This window comes from Streptomyces sp. NPDC004838 (assembly GCF_053600955.1).
This window is the reverse complement of the sequence record NZ_JBSGAW010000021.1, coordinates 52,561-78,510: the sequence shown is the minus strand read 5'-3', so window position 1 is coordinate 78,510 and position 25,950 is coordinate 52,561. Positions and strand designations below refer to the sequence as shown.

The 25,950-nt window shown below is 71.6% G+C and carries 23 protein-coding genes and 1 pseudogene; 8 read left to right on the top strand and 16 right to left on the bottom strand.

Annotation, left to right across the window (positions count from 1 at the left end):
• The first annotated feature begins 1 nt into the window (after window position 1).
• Window positions 2-442 (top strand): GNAT family N-acetyltransferase, encoded by a 441-nt coding sequence (locus ACWEFL_RS23320; protein WP_451715818.1) that lies wholly within the window; start codon window positions 2-4, stop codon window positions 440-442.
• 294 nt (window positions 443-736) lie between these two features.
• On the opposite strand, the gene ACWEFL_RS23315 is transcribed toward ACWEFL_RS23320, so the two are convergent.
• Complete coding sequence (locus ACWEFL_RS23315; RefSeq protein WP_451715817.1) at window positions 737-1,231, bottom strand: DUF402 domain-containing protein; 495 nt, start codon at window positions 1,229-1,231, stop codon at window positions 737-739.
• A gap of 39 nt (window positions 1,232-1,270) precedes the next feature.
• Here ACWEFL_RS23315 and ACWEFL_RS23310 point away from each other — a divergent pair, with 39 nt between their 5' ends.
• Window positions 1,271-1,645, top strand: a complete 375-nt coding sequence (locus ACWEFL_RS23310; RefSeq protein ID WP_451715814.1) for a GntR family transcriptional regulator — start codon at window positions 1,271-1,273, stop codon at window positions 1,643-1,645.
• A gap of 150 nt (window positions 1,646-1,795) precedes the next feature.
• Here ACWEFL_RS23310 and ACWEFL_RS23305 read toward each other — a convergent pair whose 3' ends face one another.
• The 5 genes from ACWEFL_RS23305 to ACWEFL_RS23285 all read right to left on the bottom strand — a co-directional run bounded on the left by ACWEFL_RS23305 (window position 1,796) and on the right by ACWEFL_RS23285 (window position 6,612).
• Window positions 1,796-2,893, bottom strand: coding sequence for a DUF5925 domain-containing protein (locus ACWEFL_RS23305; protein ID WP_451715812.1), 1,098 nt, complete (start codon window positions 2,891-2,893; stop codon window positions 1,796-1,798).
• A 133-nt stretch (window positions 2,894-3,026) separates the two neighbouring features.
• Window positions 3,027-3,845 carry a polysaccharide deacetylase family protein gene (locus ACWEFL_RS23300; protein ID WP_451715809.1) on the bottom strand — a complete coding sequence of 273 codons (819 nt, stop codon included), beginning with the start codon at window positions 3,843-3,845 and terminating at the stop codon, window positions 3,027-3,029.
• Window positions 3,842-4,885, bottom strand: a complete 1,044-nt coding sequence (locus ACWEFL_RS23295) for a glycosyltransferase family 2 protein (RefSeq protein ID WP_451715808.1) — start codon at window positions 4,883-4,885, stop codon at window positions 3,842-3,844. The genes ACWEFL_RS23300 and ACWEFL_RS23295 overlap by 4 nt, the downstream gene beginning before the upstream one ends.
• Window positions 4,882-5,757, bottom strand: a complete 876-nt coding sequence (locus ACWEFL_RS23290; protein WP_451715805.1) for a glycosyltransferase family 2 protein — start codon at window positions 5,755-5,757, stop codon at window positions 4,882-4,884. The genes ACWEFL_RS23295 and ACWEFL_RS23290 overlap by 4 nt, the downstream gene beginning before the upstream one ends.
• Before the next feature lie 354 nt (window positions 5,758-6,111).
• Complete coding sequence (locus ACWEFL_RS23285; RefSeq protein WP_451715802.1) at window positions 6,112-6,612, bottom strand: hypothetical protein; 501 nt, start codon at window positions 6,610-6,612, stop codon at window positions 6,112-6,114.
• A 175-nt stretch (window positions 6,613-6,787) separates the two neighbouring features.
• Here ACWEFL_RS23285 and ACWEFL_RS23280 point away from each other — a divergent pair, with 175 nt between their 5' ends.
• Window positions 6,788-7,597: an SGNH/GDSL hydrolase family protein gene (locus tag ACWEFL_RS23280; protein WP_451715800.1), complete on the top strand. Its 810-nt coding sequence runs from the start codon at window positions 6,788-6,790 to the stop codon at window positions 7,595-7,597.
• Here the strand turns inward: ACWEFL_RS23280 and ACWEFL_RS23275 are convergent.
• From ACWEFL_RS23275 to ACWEFL_RS23260, 4 genes are all read right to left on the bottom strand, one after another.
• On the bottom strand, window positions 7,581-9,395 hold the full coding sequence (locus ACWEFL_RS23275; protein ID WP_451715797.1) for a protein kinase domain-containing protein: 1,815 nt from the start codon (window positions 9,393-9,395) through the stop codon (window positions 7,581-7,583). The two genes, ACWEFL_RS23280 and ACWEFL_RS23275, sit on opposite strands and share 17 nt — an antisense overlap.
• Window positions 9,396-9,451: 56 nt before the next feature.
• Window positions 9,452-11,062, bottom strand: a complete 1,611-nt coding sequence (locus ACWEFL_RS23270; RefSeq protein WP_451715794.1) for a HoxN/HupN/NixA family nickel/cobalt transporter — start codon at window positions 11,060-11,062, stop codon at window positions 9,452-9,454.
• Window positions 11,063-11,076: 14 nt separating this feature from the next.
• Entirely contained in the window at window positions 11,077-12,417 is a 1,341-nt protein-coding gene (locus ACWEFL_RS23265; RefSeq protein ID WP_451715791.1) for a tetratricopeptide repeat protein, read from the bottom strand.
• 332 nt (window positions 12,418-12,749) lie between these two features.
• Window positions 12,750-14,309, bottom strand: a complete 1,560-nt coding sequence (locus ACWEFL_RS23260; protein WP_451715789.1) for a DUF4331 domain-containing protein — start codon at window positions 14,307-14,309, stop codon at window positions 12,750-12,752.
• A 244-nt stretch (window positions 14,310-14,553) separates the two neighbouring features.
• Between ACWEFL_RS23260 and ACWEFL_RS23255 the strand changes: the two genes are divergently transcribed.
• The gene (locus tag ACWEFL_RS23255) at window positions 14,554-14,826 is read left to right on the top strand and encodes a hypothetical protein (RefSeq protein WP_451715787.1); all 273 of its coding nucleotides are present in this window, start codon (window positions 14,554-14,556) and stop codon (window positions 14,824-14,826) included.
• A gap of 215 nt (window positions 14,827-15,041) precedes the next feature.
• Here ACWEFL_RS23255 and ACWEFL_RS23250 read toward each other — a convergent pair whose 3' ends face one another.
• The 4 genes from ACWEFL_RS23250 to hmgA all read right to left on the bottom strand — a co-directional run bounded on the left by ACWEFL_RS23250 (window position 15,042) and on the right by hmgA (window position 19,789).
• A complete protein-coding gene (locus tag ACWEFL_RS23250) occupies window positions 15,042-16,238 on the bottom strand; it encodes a CaiB/BaiF CoA transferase family protein (RefSeq protein ID WP_451715784.1) in 1,197 nt (398 codons plus the stop codon).
• A 162-nt stretch (window positions 16,239-16,400) separates the two neighbouring features.
• On the bottom strand, window positions 16,401-17,579 hold the full coding sequence (locus ACWEFL_RS23245) for a type ISP restriction/modification enzyme (RefSeq protein WP_451715782.1): 1,179 nt from the start codon (window positions 17,577-17,579) through the stop codon (window positions 16,401-16,403).
• A gap of 42 nt (window positions 17,580-17,621) precedes the next feature.
• Window positions 17,622-18,374 (bottom strand): GntR family transcriptional regulator, encoded by a 753-nt coding sequence (locus tag ACWEFL_RS23240; protein WP_451715779.1) that lies wholly within the window; start codon window positions 18,372-18,374, stop codon window positions 17,622-17,624.
• 11 nt (window positions 18,375-18,385) lie between these two features.
• On the bottom strand, window positions 18,386-19,789 hold the full coding sequence (hmgA, locus tag ACWEFL_RS23235; RefSeq protein WP_451715776.1) for a homogentisate 1,2-dioxygenase: 1,404 nt from the start codon (window positions 19,787-19,789) through the stop codon (window positions 18,386-18,388).
• Window positions 19,790-20,264: 475 nt separating this feature from the next.
• Between hmgA and ACWEFL_RS23230 the strand changes: the two genes are divergently transcribed.
• Window positions 20,265-21,632: an ABC transporter ATP-binding protein gene (locus tag ACWEFL_RS23230; RefSeq protein WP_451715773.1), complete on the top strand. Its 1,368-nt coding sequence runs from the start codon at window positions 20,265-20,267 to the stop codon at window positions 21,630-21,632.
• Window positions 21,633-21,969: 337 nt separating this feature from the next.
• Window positions 21,970-22,593 (top strand): TetR/AcrR family transcriptional regulator, encoded by a 624-nt coding sequence (locus ACWEFL_RS23225; protein WP_451715772.1) that lies wholly within the window; start codon window positions 21,970-21,972, stop codon window positions 22,591-22,593.
• A gap of 81 nt (window positions 22,594-22,674) precedes the next feature.
• Here the strand turns inward: ACWEFL_RS23225 and ACWEFL_RS23220 are convergent, their stop codons facing one another.
• A complete protein-coding gene (locus ACWEFL_RS23220) occupies window positions 22,675-23,136 on the bottom strand; it encodes a MaoC family dehydratase (RefSeq protein ID WP_451715769.1) in 462 nt (153 codons plus the stop codon).
• Window positions 23,137-23,250: 114 nt separating this feature from the next.
• Between ACWEFL_RS23220 and soxR the strand changes: the two genes are divergently transcribed.
• Complete coding sequence (soxR, locus tag ACWEFL_RS23215; protein ID WP_451715767.1) at window positions 23,251-23,880, top strand: redox-sensitive transcriptional activator SoxR; 630 nt, start codon at window positions 23,251-23,253, stop codon at window positions 23,878-23,880.
• A 901-nt stretch (window positions 23,881-24,781) separates the two neighbouring features.
• Here the strand turns inward: soxR and ACWEFL_RS23210 are convergent.
• Complete coding sequence (locus tag ACWEFL_RS23210; RefSeq protein WP_451715967.1) at window positions 24,782-25,393, bottom strand: hypothetical protein; 612 nt, start codon at window positions 25,391-25,393, stop codon at window positions 24,782-24,784.
• Between the two features lie 270 nt (window positions 25,394-25,663).
• Between ACWEFL_RS23210 and ACWEFL_RS23205 the strand changes: the two are divergent.
• Window positions 25,664-25,921, top strand: a pseudogene (locus ACWEFL_RS23205) (hypothetical protein); the annotation flags it as partial.
• Between the last annotated feature and the right edge of the window lie 29 nt (window positions 25,922-25,950).

Sequence of the window (25,950 nt, the reverse complement as noted above, 5' to 3'; positions counted from 1 at the left end):
CATGGACACTCGCCCCGCCGCCCCCGCAGATGTGCTCCTGGTGAAGTGCGTGACCGACGCGGCCTACCACCACTACATCGACCGGATCGGAGTCGTGCCCGCCCCCATGAAGGCGGACCACGCCGCCGATGTGGCGGCGGGGCGGGTGTTCGTCGCCGGCGACCCCGTACGAGGCGTCCTCGTGCTCGTTCCCCACCGCGACCATCTCTTCCTCAAGTCGATCGCCGTCCACCCGGACGCCTGGGGGACCGGCCTCGGCCGCGCCCTGCTGGCACTCGCGGAGAAACGGGCGCGGGACCTGGGGCTCGGAGAGATCCGGCTCTACACGAACACCCTGATGTGGGAGAGCCAGAACATGTACGCGCGGTACGGGTACGAGATGGAAGCCCGGCGCGTCGACGGGCGGTACCACCGCATCCACTACCGGAAGGCGGTCGCCTGAAGGCCGTCCCGTCAACCCCGGACACGACGGCCACACCCGTGACCCACAAGCCTGGGAGGGACCCCCAACCCTCCCTCTCTCCCCACGGGAGGGTCCCCCAACCCTCCCTCTCCCCCCGCGGGAGGGTCCCCCAACCCTCCCTCTCCCCCCACCGCCCACCCCTCGGCCCGCAGGCCGAGGGGTGGGCTCATCGCCGCCTTGCCGGGATCGTCCGCGTGCGCCCGGAGGGAGGACAGGACGGCATCCGCTGTGAGCCGCGCCGTGCGCCCACCCGCCGACCCACCCCGCACGACGTCAGGCTCCGTACCGGAGCAGCTCGGCCAGTCCGCCCCGGCGGGCCCGTGCCTCCAACTCGTCCAGCGCCTCCACCGCACGGGCCGCGGCCTCCGGGTCGGTCGTGGCGAGCCCGCTGTCGGCGAACTCGTCCTCGTCCAGCCGGAGCAGCCGGGAGCCGTCGGCCGACACCCACAGATCGAGTTCCAGGTCGACGACGGTGAGCACGGAGCCGTTCAGCCCGGCGGGCCTGGTGACATCGCAGTACCAGCCCTTGAGCGTGCCGTCCCCGGTGCGTACCTCCTTCACCGCGTACCACCGGTCGCGCCAGTAGTGCTCGGTGAACACATCGCCCGGCTCGAAGCGCACGAACCCGAAGTCCCGCACACCCTCCCGAGCCCAGGGCGCGCGGACCACCAGATGACTCCCGTCGTCGGCGATCACCGCGGCCGGGTAGCCGATCTTGGTCCTGCCCGCCTTGACCAGGCGGACTTCGACGGACGTGCCGACGCTCATGTGAACTGCCTCTCATCTTCATGGGGGAGAATCCTGAGCGTGACCTTGAAGATCGCGATCGACGCCGGTTCGGGCGTCGCGCCTTTCGAACAACTCCGGATCCAGATCTCCGAACTCGCCCGTTCCGGTGCGCTGCCGGTGGGCCACCGGCTCCCGACCGTACGCGGCCTCGCGGAGGACCTCCGGCTCGCGGCCAACACCGTCGCCAAGGCGTACCGAGCGCTGGAGTCGGACGGAGTCATCGAGACCCGTGGCCGCCACGGCACGTTCGTCGCGGCGGCCGGCGACGCCGCCGAACGGGAGGTCGCCGCCGCGGCGGGAGTCTTCGCCGAGCGGGCGAAACGGCTGGGCCTCAGCCGGGAGGAAGCCCGGGCGGCGGTGGAGGACGCGCTCCGGGTCTCCTACGACCGGTGACCCCTGCGATCCGCCCCCCTCGGGGGAGTCCCGGCGGGCCCCCGACCGCCTACGCGACACCGGTCACGGAAACGAACGCGGGGGCGTGGCCGGCTCTTCTGCCTACTGGCGTGTGTGGGACGCGGGTCCGCACCCGCGGGCGCGGACCCGTCACAGATACAGGCCCGCGTCCGCCGACGGCGACGGGCCGGGGACGGACGCCGGACTCGTACCCCGCCGCAGCGCGTACAGCTCCGCCAGCGTCGACCCCTCCCGGCCCACCCCCTCCTCCGAGCCCAGCCATCTCACCGACTCCTCGCGCGTCAGCGGACCCACCTCGATCCGTGCCAGGCAGCGACCGGGACGGACCACGGCCGGGTGCAGCCGCTCCAGGTCCTCGTTGGTCGTGACGCCGACGAGGACATTGCGGCCCTGGCCGAGCAGACCGTCCGTGAGGTTCAGCAGCCGGGACAGCGCCTGGCCCGCCGTGTGCTTCGCCTCGCCGCGGATCAACTCGTCGCAGTCCTCCAGCAGGAGCAGCCGCCAGCGGCCCTTCGCCGTCCCCTCGTCCTCCCCGATCGCGATGTCCATCAGATAGCCGACGTCGCTGAAGAGCCGCTCGGGGTCGAGGACGCAGTCGACCTGGCACCAGTCGCGCCAGGAGCGCGCCAGCGTCCGCAGGGCCGAGGTCTTGCCGGTGCCGGGCGGACCGTGGAGCAGCAGCAGCCGGCCCGCGATGTCGTCGGGTGTGACCTTCATCAGACCGTCCATCGCGTCGGCGACCGGCGCCGTGTAGTTGGCCCGGACCTCCTCCCATGTGCCCGCCGAGATCTGCCGGGTGGTGCGGTGCGGACCACGGCGCGGGGAGACGTACCAGAACCCCATCGTGACGTTCTCGGGCTGGGGCTCGGGTTCGTCGGCCGCCTCCTTCGTCGTCTGCTGGAGGATCTCCTCGGCGAGTTCGGCTGTGACGGCGCTCACCGTCACATCGGCGCCCCGGTTCCAGCGGGAGACGAGCAGCGTCCAGCCCTCGCCCTCCGCCAGCCAGGCGCTGCGGTCGTCGTCGCGTGCGGCGCGCAGCACGGTCGCCGAAGGCGGCAGCAGCGCGGCCCCGGGCTTGACGCGGTCGATGGTGGTGCTGTGGGAGTGAGGCTGCTCACCCGTGGCGAAACGGCCGAGGAACAGCGAGTCGATGACGTCCGAAGGCGAATCGTTGTCGTCGATGTTGAGGCGGATCGGGAGCGCGTCATGAGGCTGGGCGGCGGACATGCGCCCCATGATCCGGCACGGGACCGCGTGCCGCACGGAGTTTTGTTCCGGGGCCGCGCGTCCGGCGGCAGCCCCGGTGGGCCCGGGCGGGCACGACGCTCGAGGCGCGGCCCGCGCGCGAGTGCTGTGCCCGTCAGTCCCCGGCCGGGCCGGTCGCCGTCCGGCGGATCAGCGTGACGGCCCTGCGCGTCCGCCGCACCGCCGCGTAGCCCTTGGTCAGCGCACGATCCTTGGCGAAGTTCCGGCCGATGGCCCGTCCTTCGATCAGCCGCTCGAATTCTTCGACGCCGGTGCTGCGCCGTACGGTGACCCGCTCGATGGCGTACGGGCCCTGTGAGGTCCGGGCGAGCGCGTTGCCCACGGCGAACGACTGTGTGAAGCCCGCCGCCCGGACCGTGGTGCGGACCCGGCGGCTGGAGTAGCCGTAGGGATAGGCGAAGGAGAGGGGTGTGACGCCCACTTCGTCCGCGATGATGTCGCGGCAGCGGACGGTCTCGTACCGCAGCCGCTCGTCGTCGAGCTGGTCCATCTGCGGGTGGCTGTGCGTGTGGCCGCCGATCTCGGTGCCGCCCGCCGCCAGTTCCCGTACCTGGTCCCAGTCGAGCATGGTGTCGATGGCGCCGCCCTCGTCGTGCTCTCCCCGCAGCCAGCCGGTCGAGACGAAGAGGGTGGCCGCGAAACCGTGCTTGGCCAGGACGGGGAGGGCGTGCCGGTGCACGCCCTCGTAGCCGTCGTCGAAGGTGATGAGAACCGGACGGGGAGGCAGCGGACGGCTGCCGCCCGACCGCCAGCACTCGCCCAGCTCCGTGGTGGTGATCGGGGTGAAGCCGCGCTCGCCCAGCATCTCCATCTGGTCGGCGAAGGCTACGGGCGTGACCGACAGGCCCAGTGTCTCCCGCGCGGGGGAGTGGGCGACCGCGTGGTACATCAGTACGGGTACGGGTTGGCTCATGTCTTCCCGCCCGCTGCCGCGCCGCTGACGGGCAGCGGCTCGATGGGGCCCGACGAGAACGTCACACCGCCCTTGCGCGCGCGTGTGGTTCCCACCACATAGCCGCCCGCCGCCGCGGCGACCCCGGCGATGATCGCGCCCGCGCGCCCCGCGCCGCCCCGGCGGCCACGCGCGGCGTCCCGCAGCCCGCGCACCACCCCGGCGGGCAGCACCCGGGTCGTGTACCGGCGCTCCGACTCCAGCCCCTTGCCCGCGCCCACGCTCTTGGCCACCAGTGCTTTGGACAGACCCTCGGCGTAGGTACGGGTACGGAAGTAGGCGAACCGCTCGCGGGCGGCAGGCACCTTGTGGTGGATGACGGCGCGGTCGTCGATGAGGAGGACCGCCTCGGGCATCGCCTTGGCGAGGCGGATGCAGAGCTCGGTCTCCTCGCATCCCAGCGGACGCTTGTCGCCGTCGCGCCCGATGCCGGTGGCGAAGCCGCCCGCGGCGTCGAACGCGGTACGCCGGAAGGAGGCGTTCCCGCCGAGCACATTGCGGACCCGTACCTTGCCGGGGGGCAGCCCCCGGTACGTACAGCCCACGACCCAGTCGAACTCGTCGGGGAACCAGGCGGGCCGGTGTCCCGACGCCCAGGCGGCGTCGGTCCGTCCGCCGACCGCCATCACGGCCGGGTCGTCGTATCCCTCGGCGAAGTACCGCAGCCAGTCGCGCTCGGCCACGGCGTCGTCGTCGAGGAAGGCGACGAACTCACCACGGGCGGCGGCGATGCCGGTGTTGCGGCCCGCGGAGAGACCGCGGGGGCCGGCGTTGGCGAGCACCCGCACCTCCGCGCCCTCGGCCACGGAGCCCGCGTCCGGCCCCTGTTCCTTGTACTCCCGGGCGAGCCGCTCCAGCAGCGCCTGATTGTGATCCACCACGAGGAGCGTCTCCAGTGCGGGCAGCGACTGGTTCCGCACCGAGTCGACCGCCGCGAGGATGTCCTCCCAGCGGTCCTCGGTGTAGGCGCAGATCACCACCGAGAAACGGTGGTCGCTCAAGACGCCTCTCCTCGCGCGACCTTCACCCCGAGCGTGCCCGCGCCGCGACGGCGTGCGGCGCGGGTCACACCCTTCTCCTTGAGGATGACCTTGAGGACGCGGATCCCGTCGCGCACGGCGCTGAGGTTGCTGACGCCGTGGATGCGGTTGTACTCGTGGCTCGGGACCTCCTGGACGCGCAGCCCGGCCTTCACGACCCGGATGTTCATCAGGGTCTCGATCTCGAAGCCGGTGCAGTCGAGGGTGATGTCGTCGAGGCAGTGCTTCCAGAAAGCGTTGTATCCGTAGCAGAGGTCGGTGTATCTGGCACCGAACTTGGCGTTGACGACGGTGCACAGGGCCCAGTTGCCCATCTTGCGGATGAAGGTCATGTCGTCGGTGCCGCCGCCGTTGGCGAAGCGGGAGCCCTTGGCGAAGTCGGCGCCGGAGACCAGGGCCGAGACATAGGACACGATCTCGTTGCCGTCGGCGGAGCCGTCGGCGTCGACCATCACGATGATGTCCCCGGTGCAGGCGGCGAACCCGCTGATCAGGGCGTCCCCCTTGCCCTTGCCGGCCTGCTTCACGACCTTGACGTCGGGCCACAGCGAACGGGCGACCTCGACCGTGTCGTCCGTGGAGTTCCCGTCGACCAGGACGACTTCGTGAATCCAGTCGGGCAGGGTCTTGAAGACGTGCGGAAGGTTCTCCGCCTCGTTCATGGCGGGGATCACCACGCTCACGGGCGGTGTGATCGCCAGATGGGAAGAGATCGGACGGTAACGGCTCTCCGCGTTCTCCGCCGTCGGCTGGTGCGGGATCCGCACGCTGAGGCCGGCTGTGGTCGCTTTCTGATCTTGCCCCGGAGTAGCCGGGCGCAGGACTGAACTCATGGGTCTGTTTTCCCTCTCCACCGGTGGACCGCCCGCCCCCGGGCGATCCGGATGAGTGTCCGGTTTAAAGGGGGGTTACTTCTCATCCGCCCATGCCGGAGCAGCACTCCGTGCAGGTCGGGTGAGTTGCAGAACTGGCCGCGCGGCACGCCTCGGTAAGAGCACGAAAACCGAGCACGGCACCCCCCTACCGCGCCCACCCACTCCGGGCCATCGCGACGCTTGAGCCCTCCCCTAGAGCCGCTTGTCGATGGACCATTGCGGGCGGATGTATGACGGTATTGATGTTTGCGACTGTATGACAAGCCCAGGAACGTGGTCTTGGTTTTTACATTTTTGATACCGATTTGGTGGTCAGTTGCGTGACCGTCCCGACCGGTTTTCTTTGATCGTCTTCCGCAACCGCTCAAACGGTCCGATACGTTCCGGTTTCTCCTCGCTGAGACCCCGGTCGGCGCGGTCCGTTCCTCGGGCCATGCGGGGTCGCCCGTTCCGGCTTCCCCTCACCGTCCACAGGAACAACAGTGCGGTTACTACCACGATAGCGGTCACTCCGCCGTCCACGGTCAACACCTCCAGGGCGGAAAGCGCCCCGGCGACCGCCAGATCGATGCCGACCGCACCGGCGGCGGACGCCGCGACGCGGGTCGGCGGATCAAGCTTTTCCAGTGCGGCGTATAGGCCGGAGGCGGGTCCGACGAAGAGAAAAAAGAGGATAAAAGGCGCGCGGAGGGGCGAATCTACGTCGGTAAGTGCCAAGGCGATTCCCGTGCCTGATATGGCGAATGCCACACCGGCGAGGAGCGGCGGAAGGTCATTTCCGACTCCTCGCGGCTTGTCTCTGATGCCCTGCATGACCGGATTTGCTCCTGCGGCGCCTGGTGTCGGTTCCTCGTACTGATGAGCGCATGCTGCTGAGTGCGCGGGATTCCGTCAAGAAGCGGAACGGCGATTTTGTCATGGACACTTTCAATCAACCGCGCGGACTGCTACGAAAGTTGTGGCAGAGATCCTGCTAAAGGGAGGTTCCATGAAACTGTCCCGAATCGCGGCCTTCTCATCCGCATTGCTCCTCGGCGCCGTCCTCGCTCTCACCGGAGCGGGCCCGGCGCAGGCCGCCGGAAACGACCTCGACCTCGACTACGCGGCGCTGGGCGACTCCTACTCATCAGGCGTCGGAGCCGGCGCCTACGACAGCGCCGGCGGCTCGTGCAAGCGCAGCACCCGCGCCTACCCCAAGCTCTGGGCCGCCAGGAATTCACCCTCGTCGTTCGCGTTCACCGCCTGCTCGGGCGCTCGTACGGGTGATGTCACCGCGAGCCAGCTCGGTCCCCTCAGCGCCGACACCGACCTCGTCTCCCTCACCGTCGGCGGCAACGACGCCGGCTTCTCCGATGTCATGACCACCTGCGTACTCCAGTCCGAGACCGCCTGCCTCAACCGGATCAAACAGGCGCGCTCGTACGTGAACACGACGCTGCCCGGACGGCTCGACGGCGTGTACCGGGCGATCAGGGCCAAGGCCCCGTCGGCGGATGTCGTCGTCCTCGGCTACCCCCGCTTCTACCGGCTCGGCGGCAGCTGCGCCGGCGGGCTCAGCGAGCGGGAACGTTCAGCCGTCAACGCGGCGGCGGACCACCTGAACACCGCCATCGCCAAGCGGGCGGCCGACCACGGCTACACGTTCGCGGAGGTCGTCACCGCCTTCGCCGGGCACGAGATCTGCTCCGGTTCGCCCTGGCTCCACAGCGTGAACCTGCTCGACCCCGGCGAGTCGTACCACCCCACGGCGGCCGGCCAGTCCAAGGGCTATCTGCGCGTTCTCACCTCGCACGTCTGAGCGTCGCCGGCTCCGGCTCGGTGTTCGGCGGGTAGGAGTCCTGTTCCGACCGCGCGTTCGGTGAGTAGGAGTCCTGCTCGGACCGCGCGTTCGGTGAGTAGGAGTCCTGCTCGGACCGCGCGTTCGGCGAGTAGGAGTCCTGCTCCGTCGGACCGTCCGGTGAGGGCTCCTGCTCGCAGGTGACGTAGAAGGCCACCCAGTTCGAACGCGCCTCGACCGGACTGCGGACTTCCACCCGTATCCGGTCGCGGTGCGTCTCGTGCGGCTTGTACGTCAGCTCGCTGTGCCCGACCGTCTTCGCCCTGCCGTCGCCCGACCCGAAGCGGAGCGTCTTCCAGCCGGATCCGGAACCGTCGCCGCTCTCGGTCGTCCAGCGGTACTCGACGGTGGCGGGCGTACGCCCCACTGTGATCCGCGCCACGAAGTCCGGGCCCTCGTGCGCGGAGAAGGGGCAGCGGCCCGAGTAACCGCTCCGGCGGGCCTCGGCGTGCACCGTGACCGTCTGCGGCCGGTTGTCGCCGCCTCCGCCGGTCGTGGACCCGTCGCCTCCGCTCCCGCTCCGCCCTCCATCGGCGCCGGCGTTCGAGGGGGTGGTGCTCCCGCCGCCGTCGCCGCCCGACGCACTGGATGTGGCGCTGGGGGTGGACGACGGGCCCGCCTTCGGCGTGAGAGGGGAGGCGCTGGAGCTCTGTTTCTTCCGGCCGTCGTCGCGGTCGGCGAGTGCCCAGGCCAGGCCGGCGCCGGCCAGCAGCAGCATGGCCAACCCCGCCGCGATGGCGGCCGTCGACCGCTTCGAACGCGGCTGTCGTCCCCCACCGGTCGTCACCGTCGCCGGGCCACCGCCCATCGGCATAGGCGTCGGCGCGGTCGGGCTCGCCGCGGTCCGGCCCGGTTCCGGTGCGACCGTCGGCGTCGGGGCGGAGACCGTCGGACTGTACGGTCCCGGCGGCGGCACCGCCGTACGCGCGGTCCCTCCCGCGCCCACCACCCGCAGCATCCGCTCGGCCTCCCGGGCCGAGAGCCGCTCCGACGGCTCCTTGCGCAGCAGCCCGGCGATCACCGGCGCCAGCTCACCGGCCCGGCGCGGCGGCGGCAACTCCTCGTCGACCACGGCACGCAGCGTGCTCAGCGGAGTGTTCTGCCGGAACGGGGAGATGCCCTCCACCGCCGCGTACAGCAGCACTCCGAGCGACCAGAGATCCGATTCGGGTCCCGGCGTACGCCCGAGGGCCCGTTCGGGGGCGAGGAACTCGGGCGAGCCGATCAGCTCGCCCGTCATCGTCAGATTCGACGTCCCCTCGACCACCGCGATGCCGAAGTCGGAGAGCACCACCCGGCCGTCGTTGGCGATGAGGACATTGCCCGGCTTGACGTCCCGGTGCAGCACGCCCGACTCGTGCGCGGCGCGCAGCGCCGCCAGCACCTCGGCCCCGATACGCGCGGCACGCTGCGGGGTGAGCGGACCCTCCGACTCCACCACATCGGCCAGGGAGAGCCCGCGGATCAGCTCCATGACGATCCAGGGGCGGCCGTTCTCGGTGGCCACGTCGAAGACGGTCACCACATTGCGGTGCGAGATCCGGGCCGCGGCCCATGCTTCCCGCTCCAGCCGCTGGTACAGGCGGCGTTCGTCCGCGGCGCCGAGCCCGGCCGGGGCCCGTACCTCCTTGACGGCGACCTCCCGGCCCAGCACTTCGTCACGGGCGCGCCACACCACGCCCATCCCGCCTTCGCCCAGCGGGCTCAGCAACCGGTAACGCCCGGCTATCAGTTGATTCTCGGGCACGCGAGCCCCCATCCGTAGCAGCAGTACGGCATCTCGTGGAATCCCGGTGGAAACCATTCCAAGCTAGCTCAACTCCAGGCCGCTGCGGCCCCCCTGAACACCAATCCGCAACCGAGGACGAAGACCGCGAACGCCGTTCCGAGCGGAGCGGCGCGACGGGCGAGGAAGAAGAGACGTCCGCCGGGCCGCCGCCGATCCGCGAGCCGCCGGGCGAACCGCCCGCCGACCCGCACGACCACGAAGCCCGCGACGGCGAGAGTGAGCGCCAGCCCGGCTCCGTACGCGAGGACGAGGAGGAAGCCGAACCATGCCTGGCCGAGCGCCGCCGAGCCGACCAGGACCACGACGGCCGAGGGGCTGGGGACCATGCCGCCCGCGAACCCGAGGAGGAGCGTGCCGCGCAGCCCCCGCCGCTCGTGGCTGTGCGAGTGGCTGTGCCCGTGCCCGTGTTCCCCATGCGCGTGGCCATGGCGGTGAGGCCCGTGGTCGTGCCCTTCGCCTCGCCCGTGCCCGTGCCCGTGCCCGTGGCCGTGAGGCGCGTCGCCGTGCCCTTCGCCCCGCCCGTGCCGGCGCCCGCTTCCGTGGCGATGGAGGTGGCCGGTCCGGCCCCGGCGGCGCCAGGCCCTGCGTACCAGCGCGGCTCCGGCCGCCGCGACCAGCGCGCCGCTCGCCACCCCCAGCCACGCGACCACCGACGGCGCGGCGGCCGATCCCGCCGCCACCAGCGCCCCCAGCGCGAACACCCCGAGCGTATGGGTGACCGTCACCGAGGCTCCGAGCGCCAGCACGTCCCGTACGGAGTCGCGCCCGCCCGCAGTGGCCGCAGCGGCCATCAGCGTCTTGCCGTGGCCGGGCGCGAGAGCGTGCATCGCGCCCAGGCCGACGGAGATCGCGATCGCGAGGGAGGCGAAGGGGAGGGTGAGTTCACGGCGCTCGACGAGTCCGGTGAGGGCCTGGGTCCAGCGGTCCGCGCCACGGGGGAGTACCGACGCGGCACCGCCTTCCCCGCTCTCCTCACCGCCTTCGCCGTCCCCCGCGCTCAGCGCGGGCCCGCCCGCGACCGCGGTCAGCCCGGCCGCCCCGGCGTCGGGCGGTGAGGACAGCCGGTCCTCCGGGTAGTCGGTCAGCCGCCGGGACAGCGACTTCTCGGGCACATCGGACTTCTCGAGCGTCATACGGTCGCCGCGCGCCGTGATCTCCCGCCAGCCGGGGCCGCCGTCGACTCCGGCCGCCGTGAAGACGATCGCCGCCGCGCCGTCCGGGAGGCGGGCCGTGAGCCGGCACTCGACCCGCAGGGTCGGCAGCCCGGCCTGTCCGGGGCGCAGTTCGGCGCGGCTCGCGCCCGCGCGCAGCGCCACCGAGCGCCCGTTCACCTCGACGCGCCCCTCCCGTGCCGCTGTCTCGCACCGGGCACGGGCCCACGCGGGCAGCCTCTCCGGCGCGTGGGCGGCGGGGTCCACCTGGGCCGTGGGGATCTCGGCCAAGTCCTCGACATGGTCGACCCTCAGCTCGCCGGGGGCGACCACGAGTCCGTCGTATCGGTTGACGGTGAAGTTCCCGAGCGGATGGGCGACCGCCGTTCCCGCGAGGAGCAGGAACACCCCGGCGGCGAGGAGTCCTACGACGGCGATACGGTTCCTCACGATCCGCCCCTTTCCGGCGCCCTTCCCTTTCCTCATGGCCTCCGTCCCCCTCATGACAGCCCCTTGAGGGCGCGCTCGGCCTCGGGTGCGCCGAGCGGGGAGAAGCGGGGATTCAGCTTCAGCGCGTTGGTAAGTGTCCGGCGGGCGGCCGTCCCGTCGCCCGAGGCCCGCTCGATCACACCCCGGTGGTAGAGGAAGAGTGCATTCCGGTAGCCGGTGGCCGTGGCCTTCCGGGCGTACGGAAGTGCTTCCTCCGGCTTTCCGGCGCGGTACAGGGCCCAGGCGAGCGCGTCCGCCGTGTGTACGGTCCGCCGCCGCTGCCACTCGGCGCGGGCGGCCGTCAGCGCGACGGCGCGGTCGCCGTGGTCGGCCGCGGCGAGCGCGGTGTCCAGATCCGGATTCACCCCGCCCGCGCGGGCCAGCGTCGTCCAGGTGCCGATCAGCGCGTACTGACGGTCGGCCCGCTCCTGATCCCCCGCGGCCTCGTACAGTTCGCCGAGCGCCACCAGCCGACCGGGGAGCGGATGGCGCGCCACGATCCTCTCGTACGTCCGGATCGCCTCCGCCGTCCTGCCCTGCGCGGTCTGCGTCCGGGCCCGGCACTCCTGCGCCGGGAGGTTTCCGGGCTCGGCCCGCAGCGCGGTGGCGCAGTGCTTCAGCGCGGTGTCGTACTCACCCCGCGACCAGGCGAGCTGCCCGAGCGCGGTGGCCACGTAAGCGATGTCCCCCGAAGCGTTCGCGGACTTCAGGGCGAGCTTCAGCACCCGGTCGGCTTCCACGGCGTCGCCGCGCAGTTCGAGCACATACGCGAGCCGGGTGAACACCGGGACGCCGGGCCGCTTCAGATCGGCCTCCTCGGCGGCGCTCAGCGCCTGGTCGTAGCGCCCGAGTTCGACGAGCGCGTCGATGCGCACGGCGAGAGCCTGCTCGCTGTACGGGTTGACGGCGACGGCCGCCTCGGCGTCCTCGAGCGCGGCGGGAAAGTCGTGCCGGGCCGCGGCCAGTGCGGCCCGCCCGGCCAGCGCCGTGTCGTTGCCGCCGGGCCGGAGCCCCAGCGACCGCTCGAAGGCGTCCTCGGCGCGCGGATAGCCGCCGGGGTCGCCGGAGGTCCGCGACCGCTCCACATACGCGGTGCCGAGCGCGGCCCAGCCCTCGGCGTCCTTGGGCTGCCGCTTCAGATGGGCCTCCAGCGAGCGGAGGCCGGGTCCCGCGGGCCCGGCGACACCGCCCGCGGGACCCCGAGGCCCCGGCGGCCCCCCTTCGCCGCCGCCCAGCACGACGGCCCCCGCGCTGATGGCCAGCGCCACCCCGACGGCTCCCAGCCCGACGGCGACCCGCCGCCGCGGGCCGCCCCGTGGTGCTCGGGTGGCTTCGCCGGTCTGCTGAGACATCTCTCGCGGTCCTCTCGGGTCGGGTTGTCGGCTGGACGGAGGCCCGGATGGGCCCTGCCGGAACGGGTGTTCCGGCACCGGAGGGCGTCCGGGCCGGGTGCCGCGACGGATCGCCCGTCGCGGGATGCCGGGCCGCCCGCCGGACAAGCGTCAGGGGCAGGCTTTCGGGACTGGCTTTCGGGACCGGCTTTCGGGACCCGGGTCCGGGCCTTCGGGCGGACGGGAGGCATGTCACGGGCCGTCATGGGCGGGCCGGGGCCGCCTCCTCACGGGGTGTCGGCGCCCCGCAGCCCTGGCCCGCCCGCCCCGTCACAGTGGTTGAAGGACGGCCGTCAGGAGTAGCCCGTGCTCCGCCTCTGCCTGCGCCACCAGGACAGGCCCGCGCCGATCAGCAGCACTCCGGCCACCGCGCCGCCGACCGAAGTGATCAGCAGGGTCTCGTTCCCGCCGTCGCCCGAAGCCGACGACAGCGCGGCGCCGCCGTTCAGCGCGTTGCGCGAGTCGCCCGCCTTGGCCGTCGGCCCGCGCGAACCCGCGGTCGGCAGCCCGACATAGGGGAAGTTCGCCCCGAACTCCTGGTCGTTGGCGTCCACCGCGTCGCCCAGGTCGTTCTCCGAGCCCACCAGCTCGCCCTCCATCACCTGGAGCGCGATATCGATCACATCGTCGCCGAGCCTGCGCCCGTTGGGGAATCCGGCGTTGTCGCCGTCGAGCACGCCCAGCCGCTTGGGCTCGGCGGCCGGCTTGACGGAGGTGTTGAGCCGCAGCGCCTCGGCCGGCCGAACGCCGGGCGGCTGGTTCAGATCCTTGACCCCGGTGAGGAAGACCGACACCAGATCGTCGCGCGGCTCGGCCGGGGCCTTGATCTTGTAGACGGCCTCGATCAGCTTCGGCAGCTCCGGTTTGGTCACGGACTTCAGGAAGTCGGCGTCGTTCCAAGGCGACGAGGCGTTGAACCTGTCCTTGTCCTTGAGGGGAATGACGACCTCGTTGACCAGCGGCATCCCCAGCCGGGAGACCTGTGCGAACCCGCCGCTCGCCGTCTTGCGCCGGGTCGTCGACCAGACGCCGATGACCGGCTGCTCCTCGGCCTGGCGCAGATAGCGGCTCGGTATCTGCAGGGCGACGGTGTTGACGTTGTAGCCCTTGAGGGTGTCGTTGCCGACCTCGGAGAGATCGCCGCCGTACAGCAGATCGAAGACCCGCAGATCCAGGAAGAAGGGGTCGTCGGCCTGCCCCGCGAACGCGGTGATGCCGCTGGGCAGCCGGTGGATCGCCTGATCGCGCAAGGTCGCGTACTCGGGCATGGACGCCTTGCCCACATGGGAGGGCGCGACCCTGGCGTCATCGGCGATCTTGATCGTGGAGTGCACCCGGTGGCCGTTCATCCGGAGCAGATCGATGTCGTAGGTCTGCGTGACGTTGAGGTCCGGGTCGTCGAGGCTGGTCACGGGCCCGGTGTTGTAGAGAAACGTCTCCCCGTTCCTGATGTGGTCCGTGAACGTCCACCGGTAGACCAGGTCGGCCTGGGCGTCACCGTCGTTGTCGATGTTGATGTCGTACTGGGCGTCCTCGGCGAACTTGAAGAAGTTCGGCCCGCCCGCGGGCTCCGAGAAGGGCAGCCAGTTGGCGACCAGCGTCGTCGTGTCCTGCTTGTCGGGGCTGACGAACGCGTACACATCGGTGTTGTCGAACTGGGGCTGCCCCGATATCAGCGGAGCCTCCCGGTGACTGGAGGCGTCGGCCGCCTCCGGTGTGAGCACGGTCACGCCGGCGGCGGTGAGCGCCCCGGCCGCCAGCGCGCCACAGGTGAGCACGGCGAGGCCCCTGTGGCGTCCCCGGAAGATCCGGGGCCTTCCCGGCCTCCACCCGCTCTGCTTGGTAGCGGTCATCGCGTCCGTCCGATCTGAGCAACGAGTTCGGTTGCCTTGCGCGTGCCATTCGGGGCCGCGCGCCGGAAGGATTGGTGACGGCTCAAAACTGTCCAACTCGCCCTGGAATCTGCTGGATTCGACGAATCGCCGTCAACTCGGATACCGGCGCGGTGAATCCTGCGGCCGGGATACACGAGTGTCACCGCGGGGCGATAGGGTTAACCTGCCCGGGGCCGGGTGCGTCGTACGGGTGGGGAGTGACATGGAACAGATAACAGTGCGGAGCAGGGCGCGTGTGCCTGCGATCACCTGTGGGAACAAAGCGACGAGCAAACGTCTCGACAGGCATCTCGCTGTGCTCGGCGGTCCCGCCGTCCCGCAGCGCGAGACGGTCGAGGCGACCTCGCTGATGCTGGAGCTGACCGCGCGTGATGTGACCGACGGCCGTGACAGGAGCCGGAGCAGGAGCGGGCGCGTCTCTCTCTTCGCCCCGCTGCGGAGGCTGCGTCGCACGCTTTTCGGCAGCCGCCGCTGACCTTCGGCTGCCGTCAGGCCGGCACGCTCACCGCTCCCGCGTGTGCCGCGTCACGTGTCACCGCCTGTGCGGCCCCGCGCCCAGGCGATCACGCTCCTCGACGAAGACTCCGGGCGGCGATCCCGCCGCCCGGTCTCCCGTCCGGCCCACCACCTGGTCTTCCGCCCGGTCCCCACCAGGTCTCCGCCCGGTTCGCCCGCCTCCCTCCTCGTCTCTCAGGCGACCACACCGTCCCGGCGCAGCGCGGCCGTGCCCGCGTCGCTCATGCCCAGGGCCGCCAGCAGGGCGTCGGTGTGCTCGCCCAACGCCGGGACCCGGCCCATGGGAGTCTGCGGACCGCCCGGGAGGGTGATCGGGGGCAGCAGCGCCCGCAGCGGCCCGGCCGGCGAGTCCACCTCCCGCCAGCGGTCGCGCGCCGCGAGCTGCGGATGCGCGGCCACATCCGTCACGGTGTTGAGCCGCGCGCAGGCGATGCCCGCCGCCTCCAGCCGGGCGACCGCGTTCTCGGTGGTGAGCCCCTCCAGCGCCGCGCCCACCGCCGCGTCCGTCCTCGCGCGATTCGCCGTACGGGCCGTGTTCGTCGCGAAGAGCGGATCGGAGCCCAGCTCGGGGCGGCCGAGGACCTGTTCGGCCAGGCGCCGCCACTCCCGGTCGTTCTGCACCGCCAGCAGCACCTGCCCCCCGTCGGCGGTGGCGTACGCGTCGTACGGAGCGATCACGGCATGCGCCACACCCGTGCGCTCCGGGGGCTCGCCGCCGTGCATCCCGTGGTGGAGCGGATGCCCCATCCACTCGGCCAGCGACTCCAGCATCGAGATCTCCACCGGTCCGCCCCGACCCGTGACGCCCCGCCGCAGCAGCGCCGCCAGCACCCCGGAGAACGCGTACATGGCCGCCGAGATGTCGGCCGCCGGAATGCCCGCCTTCACCGGCCGCTCGGCGGTGCCCGTCACCGACACCAGCCCCGCCTCGCACTGCACGAGCATGTCGTACGCCCGTTTGTCGGAGTAGGGGCCGTCCGCGCCGTATCCGGAGATGTCCACGGCGATCAGGCGCGGATGCTCCGCGCACAGGGTCCCGGCGTCCAGACCGAGCCGGGCGGCGGCGCCCTGGGCCAGATTCTGCACGAACACATCGGCGTCCGCGATCAGCCTCCGCACGATGTCCCGGCCGCGCGGATCCTTGAGATCGACGGCGATGGACTCCTTGCCCCGGTTGCACCATACGAAGTGCGAGGCGAGCCCGCGCGCGGCGGTGTCGTAACCCCGTGCGAAGTCGCCGCCGTCCGGGCGCTCGACCTTGATGACACGGGCGCCGAGGTCGGCGAGCTGACGGGTGGCGAAGGGGGCGGAGACGGCCTGCTCGACGGCGACGACGGTGACCCCGTCGAGGGGCAGTGGCTGAGTGCGCATGGTGCGGTACTTACCCCGTGTAGGGGACATTTGTCATCTGCCGCTGGCCCGGAGGACGCCTCCGCCCCCCGCCCACGGCGCGCGCTCGCACCGGGCGCTCAGGCCGACGCGCACGTCGGACGCGCACGTCAGGCGTTCACGTCACGCGTCCACCGAGGGCGCTCACAGCAGCGCGAACTGGCCGTCCGGCCCCTCCTCGTGGTGGTCGAAGACGGACGCGGGGCGGCGCGACGCGCCGGGCGGCGGCAGGACGCCGGGCAGCTCGCCGATCTCCGGATACCCCTTCAACTCCGATTGGCGGTCGGTCAGTTCGGCGAGCAGCGCGAGCACCGTGATCAGTTCGAGGAGGTCCGAGGTCCACTCCTGCGGCCAGGCGGACGGCCCGATCGCCGCGAGGGTTCCCGGCTCGGCGGGCGCCGTACGGCGCTCGAACCACAGCCGGAGAATCCGTACGCCGCCGACCCGGAAGTCCCACGCCCCGGCCGGCACCGGGGAGATACGCCCCTCACCCAGGCACAGCGTCTCCTCGTCCGCGTCGTACGAGATCGTGCCGGGCCGCGTCGGAACGGCGGTCCGCACATACGGCCGACGGCCACCCGGCAGCCTCGGCCGGTCACCGCCGCGCGCGCCCCGGAGCTGGATCTCCAGCAGACGCCGTCCCAGCTCCACTCCCGTGGACCACACCGCCGGGTCGGCGGGCAGCGGAACGGCACAGCCCGACGGCGAGGGCCGGGCCGCGGCCACGATCCAGGCGAGCACGGCTTCGGCGTCGACACCCGCTCCGTACCGCTTCTCCAGCGCCGCCTCCAGTCCCGGTGCGAGATTCGGCTCGACGCCACCGGGCCTGCGGTAGAGCGGGCGGATCAGGCATGGCCGGCCGGCGGGGGAGTAGCCGTCCGGGAGCAGCGCGGAGGCGACGACGGCGGGGCGCGTCTCCGAGTCGGGCGTGCCGGAGGGGGTCGCGCCCCGCTCGACGAGGAACACCTGCCGTTCGTCGGCGACCCGCCACAGCTCCGGACGGGCCGCGTCGATCAGCCGGTGGTCCGGAATGATCCACTGCCGGTCGAAGGGGCCGTGCAGCATCCGTACGGGAGCGGGGCACCGGCCGTCCTCATGGGCGAACCGCCCCGTCCCCGAGGTCTGGCCGGGCAGCCGCCCCACCGCGGTGCGGGGCGTGCGCGCGCGGGTGCTGCCGAACAGAGCCTCCCGCCCGGAGCCCTCGGCCCCGACCACCGCGTCCCAGCGCGCGATCAGCGATCCGGCGTCCGGGGCCATCACCCACGGACGCCCCAGCCTCAGCGGGCGCACACCCCAGGGCATCAGGTCGTCGAGCATCGGCATGGGGACATCCTCCCCGACGCCGGCCTGTCTCTCACTCCACCCTCACTCCGCGTCGACGGTGACCGAGAAGGAGAACCGGTCCCCCCGGTACCGGATGCGCGCCACGTCCACGACGTTGCCCGCCGCGTCGTAGGTGACGCCCGTGTAGTGCAGGATCGGGCTGAGCAGCGGCACCTGGAGCAGTTGTGCCGTCCGAGGGTCCGCGAGCCGCGCCTCGACGGTGTCCGTGATCCTGCTGATCCGTACGCCGATCGAGTCCCGGAGCACCTTCGTCATCGGCCAGCGCGCGAGATCCGCCAGGTCCAGCCGGGCGGCGATCTCCGGACGGACCGCGTTCTCGGCCCAGTTGGTGGGTTCGCCGCTCTCGCCGTCGCACCGCAGCCTGCGGTACGTCACGATCTCGGCGACGTCCGTGAAGTGCTCGGCGAGTTCGACGGGGACCGGCTCGGGGCCGTACCCCAGGATCGTCGTCCGCTCGCCCGACTGCTGGGCCACGATCGCGTCGATCGAACCGAGCAGCCGCCTCGGCGCACCCCGGCGCGCGCCCGGTTCGATGAAGGTCCCGCGCCGCCGGTGCCGGCTGATCAGCCCCTCCTCCTCCAGTTCCTTGAGGGCCTGCCGCATGGTCAGCACGCTCACGCCGTAGTGGGCGGCGAGCTGCTCCTCGGTGGGCAGCCGCAGCGACGCCTCGGGCGTCCGGCCGAGTATGGAGGCGCGCAGCGACTGCGAGACCTGGTACCACAGCGGCAGCTTGCGGTTCAGGACCAGCGAGTCGGGGGCGAAGGAGGAGGTCACGTCTCTCCGTATCAGGACATGAAATGACGCTCAAGACCCTGCCACACGTTGTCGTACCCCTGCTGGAGATGGCCGGCTCCCGCGGCCTGCCCGGTCGTGGTCACCGGCCAGCGCGTCTCGAACATGAACGCCAGCCCGTCGTCGACCTTCTGCGGCTTCAGCTCGGCCGCGCCGGCCTTGTCGAAGGTGTCCCGGTCGGGGCCGTGCGCCGACATCATGTTGTGCAGGGAGCCGCCGCCGGGCACGAACCCGCCCTTCCCGGCCGTCTTGGCGTCGTAGGCCCCCTCGATCAGGCCCATGTACTCGCTCATCACATTGCGGTGGAAGTACGGCGGCCGGAAGGTGTCCTCGCCGACGAGCCAGCGCGGCGCGAAGACCACGAAGTCGACGCCCGCGAGGCCGGGGGTGTCGGTGGGGGCGGTCAGGACCGTGAAGATCGACGGGTCCGGGTGGTCGTACGAGATGGTGCCGATGACGTTGAAGCGGCGCAGATCGTAGACGTACGGGGTGTGGCTGCCGTGCCAGGCGACCACATCGAGCGGGGAGTGGTCGTACACCGCGGACCAGAGGTTGCCGCAGTACTTGCTGATGACCTCGACCGGGCGGTCCACGTCCTCGTACGCGGCCGTCGGCGCGAGGAAGTCACGGACGTTGGCGAGTCCGTTGGCGCCGATCGGGCCCAGATCGGGGAGCTGGAACGGCTGCCCGTAGTTCTCGCAGACGTATCCGCGCGCCCGCTCGTCCAGCAGCTCCACGCGGAAGCGGACACCGCGCGGGATCAGCGCGACCTCGCCGGGGCGGGCGGCGAGCAGGCCCAGCTCCGTGACGAGCAGCAGCCCGCCGTGCTCGGGGACGATCAGCAGTTCGCCGTCGGCGTCGCTGAACACCCGGTCCGTCATGGAGGAGGTGGCGTGGTAGAGGTGCACGGCCATGCCCGTGCGCTGGGTCGTGTCCCCGTTGCCGCCGAGCGTCCAGAGACCGGCCAGCCAGTCCGTACCGGGCGAGGGCTCCGGGAGCGGGTCCCACCGCAGCCGGTTGGGGTCGGGGACGGTCTCCGTGAACGGCGCGCTGCGGATGCCGCCGTTGTCGACGCGGCGGAAGGGGGGATGCGCGGCCGACGGGCGGATGCGGTACAGCCACGAGCGGCGGTTGCGGGCGCGCGGCTCGGTGAACGCGGAGCCGCTCAGCTGTTCCGCGTACAGCCCGAGGGGGGCGCGCTGGGGCGAGTTCCGTCCGACGGGGAGCGCGCCGGGGACGGCCTCAGAGCTGTGCTCATTGCCGAAGCCGGGGGAGTGGACGAGCGATTCGGCGATCTTCCGTGCACGCGCGGAGGGCGCCGGTCCGGACGGTGTCCGTCCGGACGGCTCGTGCCCGGATGGTGCCTGCTCGGACTGTGTCCGCCCGATCCCGCTCATCGTCAGCTCCCGGTGCCGAAGGAATCCTATGGACAACCGTAGGATTGGCGGACGGTCCCGTCAACGTCATCCGGGCGGCATGGCGGTTCTCCCTTGCTGGGTCCCGCGTCCTGCGTCCCGGGTCTGCAAGGTCCCGCGTTCTGCGTTCTGTGTTCTATGTCCCGCGTCCCGCGCGGGAAGCCGCGCCGCTCGCCGCCACTGCCCGCACAGCGCCGAATCGCGGTGGTCGCGTCGTACCTGCGGCTCCATTTGTCATGCTTGGCGTGCTTCTCCGGCCTCGGGTGGGCCCGGTTACCGCGAGTCGAATGCCCCGGAGGAAATGGAAATCGATGGCACGCCCGTTCAACTACCTCTACAAGCAACCTTCTTGAATAAATAGCGGCGCGAACATCATCCGTCCGACGCATTCCCCGAAAGGGAATAGTCGGCTAACTTTCAGGCTCTCAGCCGCTCCCCCACTTCTCGGCGGAACCACATGACTCGCGCCATCTCCCTTCACCATGTCACCAAGCGCTACGGACGCGGCACGCGTGCCGTGGACCGTTTCACACTCGATATCGAGCCAGGGGAATTCATCGTGCTCCTCGGCCCGTCAGGCTGCGGGAAGTCGACCGTTCTCCGCATGATCGCCGGCCTGGAGGAGATCACCGACGGTGAATTGCTTCTCGATGGCGAACCGGCTAACGACATGCCTCCCCGCGATCGCTCCATGGCGATGGTGTTCCAGAACTTCGCTCTCTATCCGACCATGACCAACCGGGACAACATCGGCTTCCCGCTACGGCAGGACAAGCGCCGCTGGGACAGAAATCCCCGCGTCGAAGCCACGGCCAAGGTCCTGGGCATCGAAGACGTACTGGACCGCTACCCGAGCCAGCTCTCCGGCGGCGAACGCCAGCGGGTCGCCATGGGCCGGGCCATCTCCCGGCGGCCCAGCGCTTTTCTGATGGATGAACCGCTCTCCAATCTCGACGCCAAGCTCCGTAACTATTTGCGAGCAGAAATATCCCGGCTCACGCGCGAGCTGGGCGCGACCACCGTCTACGTCACCCATGACCAGTCGGAGGCCATGTCGCTGGGCGACCGGGTCGCGGTGATGCGCGGTGGCGTCCTTCAGCAGGTGAGCAGCCCGCGCGAGACATACGCCCTGCCTCAGAACGTCTTCGTCGCCGCGTTCATCGGCACTCCCCGGATCAATCTGCTTCAGGCCATCGTGTACGCGCCGCTGGCCGACCATATGTCGCTCCTCCTCGGCGGGCAGCGCCTCCAGCTGCCCGAACCCCTCCGGCCCGACCATCAGCTGCTCCGCATCCACCAGGGCAGGCAACTCATCGTGGGTCTGCGCTCGGAGGCCGCGAGGATCGCCTCACCGGGCGAGGCGCAGCCGGGGGAGGCCCTGCTGACGGGGACCGTCGACTTCGTGGAGTACCAGGGGCACGAGGCCCTGGTGCACCTCAACACCGGATCGCGGCCGGCCGTGGTGCCCGAACTCGAATCCGCCCGCCGGACCGAGCCCCCCGCGCGCCGCCGGAGGACCGGAAACGGGACGGGTGTACTGAACCGGCTCAAGGCGCGGGCCGCCGAGCACGTCGCCGTGGCGACGGGCGGCGCGCTCGTACTGGAGGACCCCGATCCGCCGTCGTACGGGACCTATGGTCCGTACGACCCGGAGCGTCCGCCCGTCCCGTCGAGCGATCTCGTCGTACGGGCCAGCCCCGACACATGGCTCCGCCCCGGTGCGCAGGTGCCCGTGCTGGTCGATCTCGCGCAGTTGTACGTCTTCGACCACCGGGGCCGCAGAATCTGCCCCGCGCCCGGGCATCTGCTCGGTTTCGACATCTGATCCCGCGGCTGGTCCCGCGGCGTCGTCGGAGCGTGGCCGCCGCGTACCCGCCATGCGGGGCGGCCACGGTGGACGGCGGCAGCGGACGACCGCCGGACCGCCGGACCGGCGGTGTCGGGCCATCGGCGATCGGGCGTGGGCGGATCTGTGCCCCCGCCCGCCTTGTCCCCCAGCCCGCCTCGCGGGCCGCCCCGGCGACGCCCGCCCCGGCCGTGAGGGTGCGTCCGCCGCCGTACGGGACTCCTCCGCGGGCCCGCTGGGCCACCTGCGCAGACCCTAAGCGCTTGCTCACCCTGGGAGGTATGGTGTTCCTCCCGGATGAGCCCAAGGAGAGCCCATGACTGCGGCCGAGCAGATGGACGGCGCGGACCTGCCGTGGGGCGAGGTCGCGCCCGACGCGGCGAGGAAGCTGCTCGTCGCCGCCGTCGAGGCATTCGCCGAGCGGGGCTACCACGCCACCACGACCCGCGATATCGCGGGCCGCGCGGGGATGAGCCCCGCCGCGCTCTACATCCACTACAAGACCAAGGAAGAGCTGCTTCACCGCATCAGCCGGATCGGGCACTCCAGGGCCCTGAAAGTCCTGGAGTCGGCCGACGCCGGCGGCGGGACGCCCACTGAGCGGCTCGCCGACGCCGTCGCCTCCTTCGTCCGCTGGCACGCCGGACGCCACGACACCGCGCGTGTGGTCCAGTACGAACTCGACGCGCTCTCCCCTGAGCACCGCACCGAGATCGTGGCGCTGCGCCGCCGCAGCGACGCCGTCGTACGCGGGATCCTGCAGGACGGCGTGGCGTCGGGGGAGTTCGACGTGCCGGATGTGCCCGGAACCACGTTGGCCGTGCTCTCGCTCTGCATCGACGTGGCGCGCTGGTTCAAGACCGGTGGAACCCGGACGCCCGAAGAGGTCGGCGCGCTCTACGCCGACCTCGTCCTGCGCATGGTCTCCGCCCGGCGCTGAGTCCCTCCTCCGCTCCGGCTCCACGCCGGGGCCGTACGCGCGCGGGGCCTGTGCGCGCGAGGAGGGGCGGTCGCGCGACGGTCAGAAGAAGTACCGCGACACCGACTCGGCCACGCACACCGGCTTGTCGCCGCCCTCGCGCTCGACCGTGACCTGGGCGGTCACCTGCACACCGCCGCCCGCCTCCGTCACGCTCTGGAGGACCGCCGTGGCGCGCAGACGCGATCCCACCGGCACGGGGGCGGGGAAGCGGACCTTGTTGGTCCCGTAGTTCAGGCCCATCTTCACGCCCTCGACCCGGATCACCTGCGGGACCAGGGCGGGCAGCAGGGAGAGGGTGAGGTACCCGTGCGCGATCGTCCTCCCGAAGGGGCCGTTCGCCGCGCGCTCCGGGTCCACATGGATCCACTGGTGGTCGCCGGTCGCGTCGGCGAACAGATCGATCCGCTTCTGGTCGACCTCCAGCCAGTCACTGTGGCCCAGTTGCTCGCCGACCCCGGCGCGCAGCTCCTCGGCGGAGGTGAAGATCCTCGGCTCGGCCATGTTCCCGGTCCCTGCCTCTCAGGCGTCATAAGTGCACATTTCATGTCTAAGCGCTTGCTCAGCATGCTCGGACGGGTGCGCTCCTGTCAACGGACCACCAGTAGGCTTCGATGAGTGCCCCAGTCTCCCGAGAAGTTTCACGAACTCACGGTCGGCCAGCTGTCGGAGCGCAGCGGCGCGGCGGTGTCCGCCCTGCACTTCTACGAGTCCAAGGGCCTCATCCGGAGCCGGAGGACCAGTGGGAACCAGCGCCGGTACGGCAGGGACACGCTGCGCCGGGTGGCGTTCGTACGGGCGGCGCAGCGCGTCGGCATCCCGCTCGCCACGATCGGGAACGCGCTCGCCGAACTGCCCGAGGGGCGCACGCCGGACCGGGACGACTGGGCGCGGCTCTCCCAGACCTGGCGGGGTGAGCTGGACGAGCGGATCAAGCAGCTCGGACGGCTGCGGGACACGCTCACCGAGTGCATCGGCTGCGGCTGTCTCTCGCTGGAGACCTGCGCGCTCTCCAACCCCGAGGACGCTTTCGGCAAGCGGCAGGCGGGCTCACGTCTGATGCCGGTGAGCCGTGACGCGACCGGGAAACGTGAGAAGCGCGATGCCCCGGAGAACGCCACCGAAGCCGCCGGTGCGGCGGGAGCGGCCGGTGCCACCGGTGTCGGCAGAACCGCCGGTGGCGACTGTTCCGGTGGCGACTGTTCCGGTGGCGTGGGCGACCTCGGCGGCACGGGCGGCTGTTGCTGAGGGGCCCGACGCCTGTGCCGCCCGGCAGTGAGCCGCGACCGCGCCTTACTCAGCCCGCGGCCGGGGCGTGGCGACGTATGAACGCCCGGACTCCTCCGGCGGCGATTTCGGCGGACCCGCGCGTGGATCACCGGTCCGGACAGCGGCAGGGCACGGGATGCGGAGAACCGGGTCCCGGACACGCATGACCCGGCAGGGTCCGCTCCGACGGTCCGCAGGGGGCCTCGGCCGGAAGGAACCGAGGACGCGCAGAGCCCTAGGCTTCCGCGGTCGGCGTCCGCGAGGCCCCCGCGCCCGCGGCACCGGTCGGGTCGAGGGCGGGCCCGCACCCCCGTGGCGGGCCCGCCCTCGCGACACGGCCCGCAGGGTCGGACGCACAGCGTCCGCGTCCCGCCCCGGCCGCGTCTGATCGCCCCCTACTCTCCTCCGCGCAAACCACTGGGCGAGCCGATTTCCGTCTGCTACCTTCCGCCTTCACCGCTCGTACGGGCGCACGGGATCCGGCTCCGCACACGTCTGCACACGTCCGTACACGTCCGTCGGCGCTTCGACGGGGCTGGCCGGTGCCGCCCATGACGCGGTGACCGCCCGGGCCACGGCGTCCGGTGGCAGGTGTCCTCGTCGCACGGCGTCGTCGGGCGCGGCGGCGCCTCGCCCGCGTCCCGGCCGCGCCGCCGGATCCGCCGTCGAGGCCGGAGCCGACGGCACGGCGGTGCCCTCAACGACCTGCCGGAACCCGGTCGGAGAGATCTGAAGTACGCGTCCGACAGTGCCGGCCGCCACTGACGAAGGACGGGTGTCCGTCGGCGAGACCCCCGACCCCGGTCGATGTGTGCGGCCGGCGCCACCGGAACATCAGGGGGCGTACGGCGTACGGCGTCGCGCCCCCGCCCCCGGTCGCTCAGGCCGCCGAGGCCAGCTCCCGGCGTCCGGCCTCCTTGGCCGCCGTCACCGCCTCCGACGTCAGAACGGGCCGCGGCACGACTATGCCGCAGCCCGTGCACACCACCCCGGTCCACGGCTCGCTGGTCAGATCCTGCCGCCAGACGATGTCGGTGCCCCCGCAGACGGGACAGGCCGCACCGGGCTCGTTCTCCAGGGCGGCGATCAGCCGGCGCAGCACCTCGTCCAGCGGTGCCGAGGGATGCGCGTCAGGGCTGTCGCAGCGAGCCACGCCGTTCCCGCCCCGGGTGTGCCGGTGCCAGTCGTCGACGGACGAAGGCCGCCGCAGTCCGATGTACTTCTCGCGCTTGCGGCGGTCGGCGAAGCCCTCCTCGTACGCCAGCCACACCGTCCTTGCCCGTTCGAGTTCTTCGAGCGCGGCCACCAGGCGCGCCGGATCGGGAGCCCGGTCCTCGGGCTCGATACCGTGCCGGGCACACAGGTGATCCCAGGTCGCCCGGTGCCCGTAAGGCGCGAAACGTTCCAGGCACTTGCGGAGCGAGTAGCGCCGCAGCGCCAGATCACATCGCGTATCGCGCACCTGTCTAGCAAGACTCCGGAAACCGGCCATCGTCACTGCCACCTCCGTCGCTGGTACATCGGCGTTGACCTATGGACGTACGAGTGCCCGATCCGGCTCCATCGAAAATCCGATGGGGTCCATCAGTGAAGTGCCCCCGAGACAGGGGCCGGTGGCCACGGACCCCTTCCCACCGGCCTCTTCGCCCCCGACAGGCCCCCTGAACGCTCATACCCCGCCATAGATCGCGGCCGATTCCCGCCCTGCCCCGCCCCGCCCTCAGTACCGCACCTCGTCTCCGGCGCGCATACCGCGAGCGGCAATCCGGTACGGGCGGCGGACGTCGACCCCGCACTGCCCGTGGCTGCCGAACACCGGTACGAGTGGAAGGAATTCGACCCCGCTGCCGACACCGCCGCGTACACCCCCTTCGCCGAACACCCGCACCACGTCTCCGGGAACGACAAGCAGGCCAAGGGATGCGCCTCGGCGATCCTCGGCGTCGGACCCGTCCACCGCGGCGATCCGATCGACGACCGGGTGGCGAGGCTCGTCGAGGACGGCGGAGTGACGCGGGCAGTGCAGGGCGTCCCGTGCTCGCCGGACGT